Annotated in this window: 13 protein-coding genes; 10 read left to right on the top strand and 3 right to left on the bottom strand. The window is 57.7% G+C overall.

The window, feature by feature from the left end; translation table 11 throughout:
• The first annotated feature begins 152 nt into the window (after positions 1 to 152).
• The 6 genes from RYC18_RS08485 (at position 153) to RYC18_RS08460 (ending at position 6,994) form a co-directional block, all read left to right on the top strand.
• Positions 153 to 1,427: an ABC transporter substrate-binding protein gene (locus RYC18_RS08485; RefSeq protein WP_316885177.1), complete on the top strand. Its 1,275-nt coding sequence runs from the start codon at positions 153 to 155 to the stop codon at positions 1,425 to 1,427.
• Between the two features lie 21 nt (positions 1,428 to 1,448).
• Complete coding sequence (locus RYC18_RS08480) at positions 1,449 to 2,411, top strand: sugar ABC transporter permease (protein WP_316885175.1); 963 nt, start codon at positions 1,449 to 1,451, stop codon at positions 2,409 to 2,411.
• Positions 2,408 to 3,250: a carbohydrate ABC transporter permease gene (locus tag RYC18_RS08475; RefSeq protein WP_004666631.1), complete on the top strand. Its 843-nt coding sequence runs from the start codon at positions 2,408 to 2,410 to the stop codon at positions 3,248 to 3,250. The genes RYC18_RS08480 and RYC18_RS08475 overlap by 4 nt, the downstream gene beginning before the upstream one ends.
• A 27-nt stretch (positions 3,251 to 3,277) precedes the next feature.
• Complete coding sequence (locus RYC18_RS08470; protein WP_316885171.1) at positions 3,278 to 4,423, top strand: sn-glycerol-3-phosphate ABC transporter ATP-binding protein UgpC; 1,146 nt, start codon at positions 3,278 to 3,280, stop codon at positions 4,421 to 4,423.
• Positions 4,420 to 5,934: a glycoside hydrolase family 32 protein gene (locus RYC18_RS08465; RefSeq protein ID WP_316885169.1), complete on the top strand. Its 1,515-nt coding sequence runs from the start codon at positions 4,420 to 4,422 to the stop codon at positions 5,932 to 5,934. Before RYC18_RS08470 ends, RYC18_RS08465 begins: the two co-directional genes overlap by 4 nt.
• 67 nt (positions 5,935 to 6,001) lie before the next feature.
• Complete coding sequence (locus RYC18_RS08460) at positions 6,002 to 6,994, top strand: LacI family DNA-binding transcriptional regulator (protein ID WP_316885167.1); 993 nt, start codon at positions 6,002 to 6,004, stop codon at positions 6,992 to 6,994.
• A 100-nt stretch (positions 6,995 to 7,094) separates the two neighbouring features.
• On the opposite strand, the gene RYC18_RS08455 is transcribed toward RYC18_RS08460, so the two are convergent.
• Entirely contained in the window at positions 7,095 to 7,550 is a 456-nt protein-coding gene (locus tag RYC18_RS08455) for a winged helix-turn-helix transcriptional regulator (protein WP_005744937.1), read from the bottom strand.
• Positions 7,551 to 7,699: 149 nt separating this feature from the next.
• Between RYC18_RS08455 and RYC18_RS08450 the strand changes: the two genes are divergently transcribed.
• The 4 genes from RYC18_RS08450 to RYC18_RS08435 all read left to right on the top strand — a co-directional run bounded on the left by RYC18_RS08450 (position 7,700) and on the right by RYC18_RS08435 (position 11,802).
• Positions 7,700 to 8,956, top strand: a complete 1,257-nt coding sequence (locus RYC18_RS08450) for an MFS transporter (RefSeq protein ID WP_046832882.1) — start codon at positions 7,700 to 7,702, stop codon at positions 8,954 to 8,956.
• 133 nt (positions 8,957 to 9,089) lie between these two features.
• Complete coding sequence (locus tag RYC18_RS08445) at positions 9,090 to 9,986, top strand: EamA family transporter (RefSeq protein ID WP_010199635.1); 897 nt, start codon at positions 9,090 to 9,092, stop codon at positions 9,984 to 9,986.
• A 186-nt stretch (positions 9,987 to 10,172) separates the two neighbouring features.
• On the top strand, positions 10,173 to 10,898 hold the full coding sequence (locus RYC18_RS08440) for an NAD(P)-dependent oxidoreductase (protein ID WP_316885159.1): 726 nt from the start codon (positions 10,173 to 10,175) through the stop codon (positions 10,896 to 10,898).
• Positions 10,899 to 10,995: 97 nt separating this feature from the next.
• Positions 10,996 to 11,802, top strand: coding sequence for an isocitrate lyase/phosphoenolpyruvate mutase family protein (locus RYC18_RS08435; RefSeq protein WP_316885157.1), 807 nt, complete (start codon positions 10,996 to 10,998; stop codon positions 11,800 to 11,802).
• Positions 11,803 to 12,624: 822 nt separating this feature from the next.
• Here the strand turns inward: RYC18_RS08435 and RYC18_RS08430 are convergent.
• Positions 12,625 to 13,194, bottom strand: coding sequence for an acyl-homoserine-lactone synthase (locus tag RYC18_RS08430; RefSeq protein WP_316885155.1), 570 nt, complete (start codon positions 13,192 to 13,194; stop codon positions 12,625 to 12,627).
• Positions 13,195 to 13,278: 84 nt separating this feature from the next.
• Positions 13,279 to 14,073 carry an autoinducer binding domain-containing protein gene (locus tag RYC18_RS08425; protein WP_316885153.1) on the bottom strand — a complete coding sequence of 265 codons (795 nt, stop codon included), beginning with the start codon at positions 14,071 to 14,073 and terminating at the stop codon, positions 13,279 to 13,281.
• Positions 14,074 to 14,144 lie beyond the last annotated feature (71 nt).

The following is a 14,144-nucleotide window of genomic DNA, read 5'->3' as shown; positions in this document are numbered from 1 at the left end:
TGTTTTTATTGTTTTCGTGACGTTGGCCGAGCCCTTTTCCTTCAGCACAAAATTGTGCAAATCGGAGAAAAAAGGGTGCTACATCGAAAATACGCTGTTACATTGACGATGTTAACGTTAACTTTTATAAAAACAAAAATAAAGAGGGCTCTATGAAACAGCTGAAATCTCTTCTTCCCGCCGCGCTGCTCACCCTGTCTGCCGGGTTTTCTGCGCTGTCGAACGCAGCCGATCTGACGATCTCGTGCGGGGCCGTCGGCGCTGAATTGCAACTGTGCAAGGAGGCAGTCGATAGCTGGTCAAAACAGACCGGCAACAACGTTCAGGTGGTTTCCACGCCTAACTCGGCAACCGAGCGCCTGTCGTTCTACCAGCAGATCCTCAGCGCCCAGTCCACCGACATCGACATCATTCAAATCGACATGGTGTGGCCGGGGATGCTCGCCAAACACCTGACGGATCTGCGCGAACTGCTTCCGGCAAATGCGACACAAGGCTATTTCCAGGCACAGGTGGACAACGCCACCGTCGACGGCCGGCTGGTGTCGATGCCCTGGTTTACCGACTCGGGGCTGCTGTATTACCGCAAGGATCTGCTCGACAAGTACCAACAGCCGGTCCCCCAGACCTGGGAGGACATGACCGCTACCGCCAAAAAAGTGCAAAAAGCCGAACGCGATGCGGGGAATGCCACTATGTGGGGCTACGTGTTCCAGGGGCGCGCCTATGAAGGCCTGACGTGCAACGCCCTGGAATGGATCAGCAGCCAGCCGGACGGCGGACTGGTCAACCCGCGCGGAGACATCGTGGTCAACAGCCAGGCCTCACGAGTCGCGCTGACCCTGGCAAAAAGCTGGATCGGCGAGATCTCCCCGCCCGGCGTACTTAACTACACCGAGGAAGAAGGCCGTGGCGTATTCCAGTCGGGAAATGCGCTGTTCATGCGCAACTGGCCTTACGTCTGGGCCTTGGTGCAAAGCAAGGACAGCGCGATAAAAGACAAGGTCGGCGTCGCGCCCCTGCCCAGTGGCGGCGCAAACGGCACCCACGCTTCAACGCTCGGAGGCTGGGGCCTGGCGGTTTCGCGCTACAGCCGCAACCCCAAACTGGCGGCAGAACTGGTTGCCTACCTGACCAGCGCCCAGCAGCAAAAACAGCGTGCCCTGGCAGGCGCTTACAACCCGGTTATCGAGTCACTTTATACCGACCCCGAGTTGCTCGCGGCGATGCCTTACTACACCCAGTTGCACGGCATCCTCAGCAATGGGGTCATGCGCCCCGCCGCGATCACGGCCAACGGCTACCCACGCGTCTCCAACGCATTCTTCGATCGGGTGCATAGCGTGCTGGCGGGCGATATTCCGGTCGATCAGGCACTGGTCGAACTGGAACGCGAACTGACCCGCATCAAACGCCGGAACTGGTAAGCCACACGTAAGGAGATCAACATGCCGTCCTCTTCTATCGACTTTCCCGGTGACGACGAACTCGTCACCCGGGAAACGCCTGTACAACGTCGCAGGCTACGCGCCGCCTGGCTGTTTCTGACGCCGATGCTGGTGTGCCTGGTCCTGGTGGCGGCCTGGCCGTTGCTGCGCACATTCTGGTTCAGCCTGACCGATGCCGATCTGTCGGATACCGGCAGTGGCTCATTCGTGGGCCTGAGCAATTATCTGCTCTACGACGGCACCCTCTGGTCAGGCGTGCTGGTCGATCCGCAATGGTGGAACGCGGTGCGCAACACCCTGCACTTCACCGTGGTGTCGGTCGGGCTGGAAATGGTCCTGGGACTGATGGTGGCGTTGCTGTTGAACGTCAAGTTCACCGGCCGCGCGCTGGTCCGTGCGTTGATTCTGATCCCTTGGGCGATTCCGACCATCGTCTCGGCGAAGATCTGGTCATGGATGCTCAATGACCAGTTCGGCATCATCAACCACATGATGCTGAGCCTGGGCCTGATCGACGCGCCGCTGGCCTGGACGGCAGATGCGGACCTGTCGATGTGGGCAGTGATCATCGTCGACGTCTGGAAGACCGTGCCCTTTGTCACCCTGCTTATGCTCGCGGCACTGCAGATGCTGCCAAGCGATTGCTACGAAGCCGCCAGGGTCGACGGCATTCATCCGGTGCGGGTGTTCTGGCGAGTCACCTTGCCGTTGCTGATGCCCGCCTTGTTGGTCGCGGCGATCTTTCGCATCCTCGACTCACTGCGGGTGTTCGACGTCATCTATGTGCTGACCTCCAATTCCTCGAGCACCATGAGCATGTCGGTCTATGCCCGCCAACACCTGGTGGAGTTCCAGGACGTCGGCTACGGCAGCGCCGCCTCGACCCTGCTGTTTCTGGTCGTGGCAGTGATTGCCATGCTTTATCTGTACCTCGGCCGTCGCCAACTGGAGGTGCGTTCATGAACCTGCGCCAACTGAAGAAAGCCCTGCTACGTGTGGGTTTCTGGTGCCTGATCGGGATCTTGCTGCTCTACGCCATATTCCCTTTCTACTATGCCATCGTGACATCGCTGAAGCCGTCCAGTGCCTTGTTTGAAGTGAGCTACTGGATCACCGAAGCCGACTTCTCCAATTACGCAGCGGTCCTCGGTCAGGCGTCATTCCTGCAGGCCATCGCCAACTCGCTGGTGGTTGCGCTGAGTGTGGTAGCGCTGGCGCTGTTCCTGGGCCTGACGGCGTCCTACGCCCTGGGCAGGGTCAAGTTCCGAGGCCGCGGCACGGTGCTGATGATGGTGCTCGGCGTCTCGATGTTTCCTCAGGTCGCGGTGCTCTCGGGGCTGTTTGAAGTGATCCGCGCACTGGGTCTCTATAACACCTCATGGGCACTGATCCTGAGCTACACGATTTTTACCCTGCCCTTCACCGTCTGGGTGCTGACCACGTTCATGGGGCAACTGCCGCATGAGCTGGAAGAAGCGGCAATCATGGACGGCGCATCGCCCTGGGTCACGCTGACCCGCGTGCTGTTGCCGCTGCTGTGGCCCGCACTGGTCACGACCGGCCTGCTGGCTTTTATTGCCGCGTGGAACGAGTTCCTGTTTGCCCTGACCTTCACCCTGACAGACGCGCAACGAACGGTCCCGGTCGCCATCGCCCTGATTTCGGGCGGCAGCTCCCACGAATTGCCCTGGGGCCTGTTGATGGCGGCGTCGGTGCTGGTGACCGTCCCACTGGTGATTCTGGTGCTGATCTTCCAGCGCCGCATCGTTTCCGGCCTCACTGCCGGCGCGTTGAAAGGTTGATGCACACAACTGACAAGGAACAGCATCGTGATGAAATTGAAGCTAGCCAACATCAACAAGCAATTGGGCGGCACGCGCATTCTGCGCGATGTCAGCCTGGAAATCGCTGCGGGTGAGTTCGTTGTGTTCGTTGGCCCTTCGGGCTGCGGAAAGTCGACGCTGCTGCGCTTGATCGCCGGGCTTGATTCGATCTGTGGTGGCGACCTGCTGATCGACGGACGCCGGGTCAATGACCTGGAACCGCGCGAGCGTGGCGTCGGCATGGTCTTTCAGTCTTACGCTCTGTACCCGCACATGAGCGTCTACGACAACATCAGTTTCGGTCTCAAGCTGGCCAAGACTGAAAAAGGCAGCCTGCGCGAACGCGTACTGAAAACCGCACAGATCCTGCAACTGGAAAAACTGCTGCAACGCAAGCCCAGGGAGCTGTCCGGTGGGCAGCGCCAGCGTGTTGCAATGGGCAGAGCCATGGCGCGGGAACCGGACATTTTGTTGTTCGATGAACCACTCTCCAACCTCGATGCCTCGTTGCGGGTGCAGATGCGCAACGAAATCGCCCGGCTCCACAAACGGCTGGGCTCGACCATGATCTACGTCACTCACGATCAGGTAGAGGCCATGACCCTGGCTGACAAGATTGTCGTGCTCAACGGCGGTCAGGTCGAACAGGTTGGCTCACCACGCGAACTCTATGAGCGCCCCGCCAGCCTCTTCGTCGCCGGTTTTCTGGGCTCGCCAAGAATGAATTTTCTGCCAGTCCGCTTGCACGCACCAAGCCGCAACAGCCTGATCGATATCCCGGCACTGGGCATGACATCCCTGCCCTTCGACAGCTCGAACCTGGCCGACGACGCGCAATTGACCCTGGGTGTCCGTCCGGAACACATATCTCTAAGTGCAGCGAACAGTGGCACTGGCGTCACCGTGACCAGTGTCGAATACCTGGGTAGCGAGGTCTACGTGCATCTCGCTACAGACGAGAACGAACCCTTGATCTGCCGTTGCGAGGCAAAAGCCGGATGGCAGGTGGACGACCGGGTCGCGCTGCAGTTCGATACCGAAAATCTGCACGTGTTCGACGCCGATGGCCTGGCCTTGAAACGCCACTCTGACGCCGACCAACACCTGACACACGACACCACGCCGCACTTCGTACAAGCGGGTTCCCTATGAGTTTTTCTGTGAATGCCATGAACGGTCCAATATCCACCGCCCTTGAGCGCGCGCACCATGCATTGAGGGATAGCCTGGCGCAGGTAATCCACGACTATCGACCCGGTTACCACCTGGCCCCGCCTGCGGGCTGGATGAACGACCCTAACGGGGTGGTGTACTTTCGCGGCGAATACCATGTGTTTTATCAGCACCACCCCTTCGATGCGAAATGGGGACCAATGTACTGGGGCCATGCAAAGAGTGCCGATCTGGTCCATTGGCAGCACCTGCCCATTGCGTTGGCACCGGGCGATGACTGCGACCGGGACGGTTGTTTTTCCGGCAGCGCAGTGGTGTGTGGCGACACCCTGGCACTGATCTACACCGGGCACACCTGGCTGGGTGAGGTAGGCGACGAGCTTTTGATCCGTCAGGTGCAGTGCCTGGCCACTAGTCTCGACGGCATCAACTTCGTCAAACACGGCGCCGTCATCGACAGCCCGCCGCAAGACACGATCATTCATTTCCGTGATCCGAAGGTCTGGCAGCAGGATGACCACTGGTACCTGATTGCCGGTGCGCGTCTGGGCGACAGGCCGTTGCTGCCGTTGTATCGGTCTGTGGACCTGCACGCGTGGGAATTCGTGAGCTATGTATCCAGCGGCAACGAAGGCGATGGTTATATGTGGGAGTGCCCTGACCTGTTTCGCCTTGATGGACGCGATGTACTGCTTTACTCCCCCCAAGGCATGCCAGCCCAGGGCTACGAGCGACTGAACAAGTTTCATACCGGCTACCGAGTGGGCCAAATCGACAGCCAATGGCAGTTCAACGGCGGGCCTTTTATCGAACTGGATAACGGCCATGACTTTTATGCTGCGCAGACCCTCGTGGCTGCCGATGGCAGACGTCTGGTGTGGGCGTGGCTCGATATGTGGGAAAGCCCGACCCCCACAGCAACCCATCACTGGCGCGGAATGCTCGGCCTGCCACGCGAACTCGAACTGCGCGACGATCGCCTTTGCGTGTACCCCGCACGCGAACTGACAGCGCTGCGCAACACGCCATTGCCTGGCACTCCCTGGTGGAGCGAAGCGGGCACTCAGTGGCTGACTGACGTACACGGCGATCTGCTCGAAATCCACGTGCACCTGGACCTGCTCGACTGCACCGAAGGTCACCTGGGAGTGGCGTTGCGTTGCAGTTCAGATGGCAAGGAGCAAACTCTGCTTTACTACGATGCGTCGCTAAAACGTTTGATACTGGACCGCGATCAGTCGGGCACCCACGTCAGCGGTCAACGCAGCGTAGCAATACACCCACAACAGGACCGGCTTGAGCTGCGAGTCTTCCTGGATCGCTCGTCCATTGAAGTGTTTGACCAAAACGGCAGCTTCAGCTTCAGTAGTCGCCTTTATCCACAGACCGACAGCCTGGGGGTAAAGCTTATTGCCAACGGAACCGGAGGCCGGGTGTGCATTGCCAATGCCTGGGAACTCTCTTCGGGATGCTTACAGGTAAATCATTGAAGTCGCGAAAAAAATCAGGCCTCTGTAGCATGATAATTATCAGTCAACCTGACAGGCCCCGCCTTGCATGACCTCAGTTAAAGACGTTGCACGATTGGCCGGTGTGTCCCTGATGACGGTATCCCGGGCGCTTAATAATCCGGAAAAACTGAGCCCCGAGACGTATCAGCGAGTCCGTAGCGCGATTGACGAGCTTCAATTCGTACCCAGCCTGTCAGCGCGCAGGATTCGCGGCGACAACTTGCAGACACGAACCATCGGAGTGTTTGCGCTGGACACCGCGACAACGCCGTTTGCGGTAGAGCTGCTGCTGTCCATCGAGCAGACCGCACAGCAGGCAGGCTGGAACGTATTTATCCTCAACCTGCTAAGCAACCCGCCCACCGACCAGAACGTCGACCTGATGCTGTCCCACCGACCTGACGGGTTGATCTTCAGCGCTATGGGGTTGCGCGAAGTGACTATTCCCCAGCGCTTGAAAAGCAAACCGCTGGTGCTCGCCAACTGCGTAGCCGATGACAGCAGCCTCGTCAGTTATGTGCCGGACGACGAAACAGGGCAGTACCGCGCCTTGCACCATGCGTTCAGCCAGGGCTACCGACGTCCGTTGTTTATCAATCTGCCAAAAAAGAGCCTGGCCTGGAAAATTCGCCAGGCGGGTATGCAGCGGGCCTGCCATGCATTCGGCCTGGCTACCGGCGAACTCTTGCAATACGACCTCTCCGAGCATGACGCCTATGGGGAAACCGCAGCCATCCTCGAACGGCACATGATTGAAGGCCGTCCGCAGTTCGATATTCTGATCTGCGGCAATGACCGCATAGCCTTTTGTGCCTACCAACTGCTGCTGGGCCGTGGCCTGAAAATCCCCGGTGATGTCGCCGTGCTGGGCTATGACAATATGATCGGCATCTCCGAACTGTTCATCCCCGCGCTGACCACCGTGCAACTGCCGTATTACGAGATCGGTCGCAATGCCGCCCGGTACTTGATCGATGGCCTCGAAGTCTCGGGCGCCCAGCCGGTAGATTGCCCGCTTGTGGTCAGGGAATCGTTATGAAGGGCTTGCGGTTTCGGTAACGTCAGTTCGAAGCTGGCTTTGTAACCGCCAACATCATCACAGAGCAACTTGATCAGCGATCGGTTGCTATCGACTCGCGTCAACCCCAGCGCTTGACGACCCGACGATGACAATCGGCCGGAGTCAGCACCTTGCCCGCCTTGGAACGTACGGCGATGGTTTCTACTGGCTCCGACAATTCATTGTCGAGCAGCACCGAGTAGCTCTCCCCTGCGTTGAACAAGTAGCGCTCCCCCCACTGGCGCATGCTGACGACGATGGGGAACACCGCGCGGCCCATATCAGTCAGCACATATTCTTTGTAAGCACTGCCGTCGGAGGCCGGCTGAATGTTGAATACGCCCAACTCCACGAGCATTTTGAGCTTGACCGTGAGGATGTTCTTGGCGAGACCAAGACGTTTCTGAAATTCACTGAAGCGGCGAACGTCGTCGAACGCGTCGCGGATGATCATTAAAACCCAGCGATCTCCGATTGCTTCAAGCGTGCGGGCGACAGGGCATTCGCTCTGCGCCAATAATTGCTGTTTGGCCATGGGGCTCCTAGAGGCGAGGTAGCAGGAAATGTAAAAAGTTCTAACGTCAGACGAAAATGTTTTACACATGTGGTTGCATTTAACAACCTCGCTTGTTAAAAGTTCACACAAGGTTTTCTTTTGCAACCACATATTCCAAGGATGGAGCGATGCCGTTCAAGTCTCGTGCCCCGGTAAAGATGGAAATCGAAGCCGAAAAATCGAGCGGTGGGTACACGCAAGCTCCCCAACCCCGGGACACCCCCAAGCTTAGTCGCTATCAAACTTTTCTTTTTGCAATTACCTGCGCCATGGCGGTCGCAAACGTCTACTTCGCCCAGCCTTTGCTGGAATCGATGGCTGCCAGCCTGTCGGTTTCGCCGGGCACGATTGGTGTCGTAGTGACCGCGACACAAGCAGGTTATGCCGTCGGATTGTTGTTCATCGTTCCGCTGGGTGATTTGCTCAATCGCAAGAAACTTATCCTTACACAAATGCTGCTGTCAGCTCTGGCCCTGTGCGCAGTGGGTCTGTCGCAGGATTGGGGCATGTTGCTCGGCTCGATGGTGCTCGTTGGCCTGATGGCAGTCGTGGTGCAGGTGGTGGTTGCCTACGCCGCTTCGCTGGCGAGTCCCGAGCAACGTGGCGAAGCCGTCGGCACCGTGACCAGTGGCGTGGTGCTGGGAATTCTGCTGGCCCGCTTCGTCTCCGGTGCAGTGGCTGATCTGGCCGGCTGGCGCGGCGTTTATTTTGTCTCGGCCGCCCTGATGATCGGCATGGCACTGGTGCTGATGCGCGCCATGCCTGCCTCCACCACGCCACCGGCGAAAGGCAGCTACTGGCAATTGCTGCGATCGGTGTTCCAGTTGTACCTGACCGAACGCACATTGCGTGTCCGGGGCACCTTCGCCCTGCTGATCTTCGCCGCATTCAGTGTGTTGTGGACGTCGATGGTACTGCCGCTCAGCGCACCGCCGTTGTCGCTGTCACACACCCAGATTGGTTTGTTCGGACTCGCCGGTGTGGCCGGTGCGCTGGCAGCGGCACGGGCCGGACGGCTCGCCGACCAAGGGCTCGGCAATCGCACCACGGGCATCGCGCTGGCACTGTTGACCTTGTCCTGGCTGCCGACGGCGTTCGTTGAACACTCATTACTCGCCATGGTGGTGGGTGTGGTGTTACTGGATTTCGCCGTGCAAGCCGTCCATGTCACCAATCAGAGTCTGATCTTTGCCGCACGCCCCGATGCGCAAAGCCGACTGGTGGGTGCCTACATGTGTTTCTACTCGGTAGGCAGTGGTCTGGGTGCCATCGCTGCGACTTATACATATGCACACTTTGGCTGGGTCGCCGTTTGTAGTTTGGGTGCCGCCATCAGCGCAGTTGCCCTGCTGTACTGGACCTACCTGGAACTGACGTCCACATAACGTTCAACCCTAATAAACTTCTCGCGATCGTCAGTTAACGGATGGCGTGAAACAGCGGGAAGCCGGTGGCAAGAACATCATCCCGCTGGGCTGCCGCGTCGCGGACGACCACCTTCACCAAGGCAAATAATCCATGAAACCACTGCACGTAGTGTTGGCTGTATTGATAACGGCAATCTGGGGTGTGAATTTCTCGGTGATCAAACTCGGACTGGCCACCGTCGATCCGCTCATCCTGGCGGGTATACGCTTCAGTCTCTGTGCATTACCGGCGATTTTCTTCATCCGTAAACCCGACGTGCCGTGGCGCTACATCATCGGCTATGGCCTGGTGTTCGGCATTGGTCTGTGGGGCGTGGTCAACCTAGGTATCAAGGCAGGGCTGTCGGCGGGCATCGCGTCCTTGGTGCTTCAGTTCAGCGCGTTCTTCACCATCCTGCTCGGCGGTTGGGTGTTCAAGGAAGCGCTGACCCGCTTCCAGGTGCTGGGCATGTTGATCGCCCTCGCGGGGCTGTTGTGCATCATCAAGATCAGTGACGGTTCGGTGAGCCTCACCGGCGTGTTACTGGTGCTGATGGGCGCGGCATCCTGGAGCGTTGCCAACATCATCAACAAGAAGGCCAGCACCAAGGATGTTTTCGGCTTTCTGGTCTGGTCCAGCGCGTTTGCACCGATTCCGCTGTTCGCCCTCGATTACGCGGTGAACGGCAGCGCCGGCTACACCGCGTTTGTCAGTCAGGTGAATACGACTGCCGTGTTGTCGATCCTGTTTCAGGTCTATCCCAACACGCTGTTCGCTTACTGGATCTGGAACTCGCTGCTCAAAACCTATCCGGTTTCCACAGTGGCGCCGCTGTCTCTGCTGGTGCCTATCTTCGGCATGCTCGGCTCGGTAATGGTGTTCAACGAAAGCGTGCCGGTGAGCAAAGTACTGGCGGTGGTGTTGATCGTACTCGGCCTGGCCGTCGGCCTCTACGGTCAGCGTATGTTCAATGCTATGTTCGCGCGTCGTGCACGCACTTCAATGTGAGCCCAAGGGGCAAGATTTAACAACTCGAACACGACAAGAAAGCGGTTCTGACACAGCACTCTTGTCATGGTCTGTTTTATGTTTTTTGGCCCCTGGGGGATTCAAGCGCAGCGGCCAAGATGCTTGAGCGAAGTCTTGGCCACCGGCCTGCTTCCGTCCCAATGAAACCTCAAGGAGATGAGTGCAATGTCGCGTAAAGTTTTTGTAGCCGGCGCATCCGGCGTAATCGGCAGAGCCCTGCTCAAGCTCTTGGTGGCTGCGGACTACAGCGTGTATGGCGCTACCCGCCGCGCCGAAAAAGTGAAGGACATTGAGGCCACAGGTGCTATAGCAGTAGTGGTCGATGTCTATGACGCCGAGCGTTTAAACGAAGAGCTGGTCCGCATACAGCCATGGGCTGTTATTCATCAACTGACAGATCTGCCTCGTGGCCTAAGTCCTGAGTTGATGGCAAAAGCGGTCGAGAACAACGCACGTATCCGTACAGAAGGAACGCGTAATCTGGTAGCCGCCGCTCGAGCTGCTGGCGCTACCCGTCTGATAGCTCAAAGCATCGCCTGGGCCTACCGTCCAGGCGACACCCCTTATCTCGAAACATGTCCTCTGGACGTGGAGGCACAAGGCAGCCGTGGCATAAGCGTGGGGGGTGTGGCGGCCTTGGAAAAGCAAGTGCTCAGCGAGCCGACATTGAACGGAACCGTCTTGCGCTATGGCCAGTTATACGGGCCCGACACTGGCACTGACGAGCCGACAGGCACCAGCCCTGTGCACGTACAAGCCGCTGCCCGCGCCGCACTGCTGGCGTTGCAAACAGAGCAAAGTGGTGTTTTCAATATCACCCAGGACAGCCCGACCGTCAGCAACGAAAAAGCCAAGCGCATACTGGGGTGGTCGCCTACCGTGGAGGCTTGACGCCCCAACGCAGCTATTCCATACGAAGGCAGGCTTTGTATTTCCAGTCACTTGCCTGCCAAGGTCAACAGATGGCAACTTTCAGACAGGAAGTGTTATGAAACCACTGGACAATGTTTTTCATGAGTTGCACAAGAATGGCCTTTTGATCCTAGCCAATGTCAGCGATGCAGGCGGCGCAAAAGTCGTAGAGTCATTGGGTGCCGCCGCGATCGCCACCAGCAGTGCGGGCATGGCTTGGGCGCATGGTTACGCCGATGGCAATCAGCTTCCCCTGACGCGGCTGGCGGCCAGCGTTGAATCCATGACGCGAATACTGCACGTCCCCCTGACCGTAGACATTGAGGCCGGTTACTCCGACGACCTCCAGCACGTTGCCAGGGTTGTCGAAGCAGTTGTCGCTTCAGGTGCCGTGGGTATCAACATCGAAGACGGTGCCGCACCACCGGAGGTACTTGTGCGCAAAATCGAAGTTGCCCGAGAAGTCGCCAACAAACACGGCGTTAACCTATTCATCAATGCACGCAGTGACGTCTACCTGAAAAGCCTGGTGCCCGCCTCCCAGCGTCTGGATGAAATCATCCGGCGTACAGCGCTTTATGCACAGGCAGGAGCCAACGGCATTTTCGCCGCAGGTATGGTCACACCCGCCGAGATTTCCACACTGTGCAACACCTCCACACTACCGGTGAACCTGCTTGCCCGCGATGGGCTGTCAGCGCCCGAAGAACTGCAGCGCCTAGGCGTTAGACGCCTGAGCGCCGGCTCAAGTATTGCGGAGTTCCTGTACGGCGCGATGGAGGGGCTGGCCCGCTCTTTCATCGAGCGCGGACAGCTGGATACGCAGGCGCTCAAGGGTTTTACGTATGGGAAGTTGAATGGCTTGATGGCGGAGCGTGGATAAAGCGAAAAGCCCATGGGCAGATTGCGCGAAAGTACTCAGAAGCCTAGGGGCCATGACGTTTTCCGCGACATCCCTACTTAAGTAACGCGGCGCGGTGATAGGCCCCTTAAGGCCCATCACCGCGGATGCAGAACACTCCGGACCGGTGCTTTTCAGGGACCTAAGCCAGCGATGTTCATGTATTCAGGGAATCTCGGGGGGAAGGAAAAGCGGCGGCGTGCGAAGGTTCTAATTCACAAATACCACTGTCTCTTTTGAATAAAATTTGTACGTAAAATCGGCTTAAGTCATTGATTTTTCGTACCTACCGAAAGCGATCTTTGGAATAAAGTTTGGACATACGGCTAAATCCTGCCACTGACTATCGCCACCAGCCTTTCTGTAAGCTCCCTAGCGTTTCGCATCCGGCTCTTGGTGTGAGGTGGAGGATTGGAAATAGATACGGCTTTTCGAAAATCAATGGAACGATTACCTGGCATTGGCTGCCCTTTTACATTGATTTGACCGACACCACTTCCACGTATCGATATTTGCCTTGGCTGCTCTAACCGCTTCTTGCTCTGCTAGCAGGGTGCTGAGGGTCATCCTTCAAGGCGGTGACACCTGCTAGATGGCAAAGGATCAGCTAGGATGCCGGGATCTTTCTGGAAACTGCATCGGGAGCTAAAAGTAGAAAAATGGTACAAAGAAAATCTGCGAGAAATCGACGAGAAATCTTTGCCCGAGATCCGTTACCCCAACCGTCAAGCGCAGCTACCCAGTCAGTTCGCTGTGTCACTGGTGCCTGGGATGGGGTCGTGGTGAACGCGCGAGAGGCTTGGTTCAAGCCGACATCTTATGTCGTGGGCACGGCAAGGTACCTTGCTGCCCCGCCTGAAAACGCAGCGCAACCAGTGTGTCGTTCTCGTGTCGATGCGTCGGGCCCATACGCTCATGCCAAATGCCGTGCCTGCGAAAGTATCTTTCCAACTGCACCGTCGTGACCGCCACGACAGTATTGGCCCCCGATGCACCCGCTTCTAACAGCGCATGGCGAAAGAGCGCAGCCCCAACATCAGGACCGGCCTGTTTGGCAGCAGCGAAGCGCGATACTTCCCACACATGTGGATCGACCGGCAACGGAGCATCGCTGATCCACGCAAAAACCTCTCCCAGTAGATAAGGTTTGAGCGTGGGCAATAATCGAGCGCAACTCACGACCTGTCCGTCCTCCAGACCAACGATGTAGCGCGCATGAGGAGTATCGAACTGATCGGTCTCTACGCGGGCCGTCTGCTGATCCAAGGGAAGGCGCCATCGCAATTTACGGATGAAAACCTCGTAGCGAAAACGTATAAGCGATTGGTAGACACTGTCGCCCAGTTCACTCGCGCTGCCCGCCAGAATCTCCATCTGCATCACCCGAAGTTTGAAAGCACGCAATTACCCCATGACCGAGCGATCAACGACAACTACCTCTTCTGGTAGCGCGAGCGTTCAGATCAGATTCAATGCCACGGCGTGTGCGGCCGCGTGTGCCTTGTTGGGCGATCCAAACTTACCGACGATCTTCTTGATATGAAAATTCACCGTGTTATCGGAGATGCACAGGATCTGGGCGATATCACTGACGCATTTGCCGTCTGCAGTCCATCTGAGGATTTCCACTTCCCTGTCGGAAAGGACGCAGCGTTCGACTGCCGACAGGTTCCACCGCGCCAACGCCTGGCGGCTGGCATCGCTCAGGCAACGCAGCTTCACCCCCAGCTCCAGTTGCTCGATCTGACTGACCCGGCCACGGCCTCGAGCAAAAGAGATGACGTGCGTATCACGGCTGGTCGCCAAGGCACTGTAGGTCATTCCATGAACCAGGCCAAACTGAGCGGCCTCGGCGAAGAAACGTCGGTGGCAGCTGGCTTGAACATCACTCCAGTTCAAGACATCCGCTTTGGCCATGCTGTGCTCAATCACAGGATCAATCGCACCATAACTTTGCTCGTCATAGCGCTCCTGCCACTCAAGCGGATAGGTGCCCATGATGAGCGTCTTACGCCGAGTGAAAGGCGTGGGCGCTTGCAAGGCCAGACCAACATGTTCGAAGCCACACTCTATGGCCTCACGGTGCAGGATCGACACCAGATTTTCGATTTCATGAGCCGCCGAAATGTCTCTCATGACGTCGCTATACCACTCCAACATTCCCAATCCCACCGACGAGCCCTCCTGGTCATCCACCGGCTGAACAGTGTAGAGCGCTTTTGCCCGTCTCGCAGCCCCGGTCAGACCACACATCGCTTATACGAATAGACGCCACGATTAATCACCTACCAATTCTTGTAATTTCTTGCATCTGGCCACTGCCC

The organism is Pseudomonas syringae group sp. 247E2 (genome assembly GCF_032587795.1).
GTDB lineage: Bacteria > Pseudomonadota > Gammaproteobacteria > Pseudomonadales > Pseudomonadaceae > Aquipseudomonas > Aquipseudomonas amygdali.
Note: the sequence above shows the minus strand (reverse complement) of the source record. Positions and strands in the feature narration are given on the sequence as shown.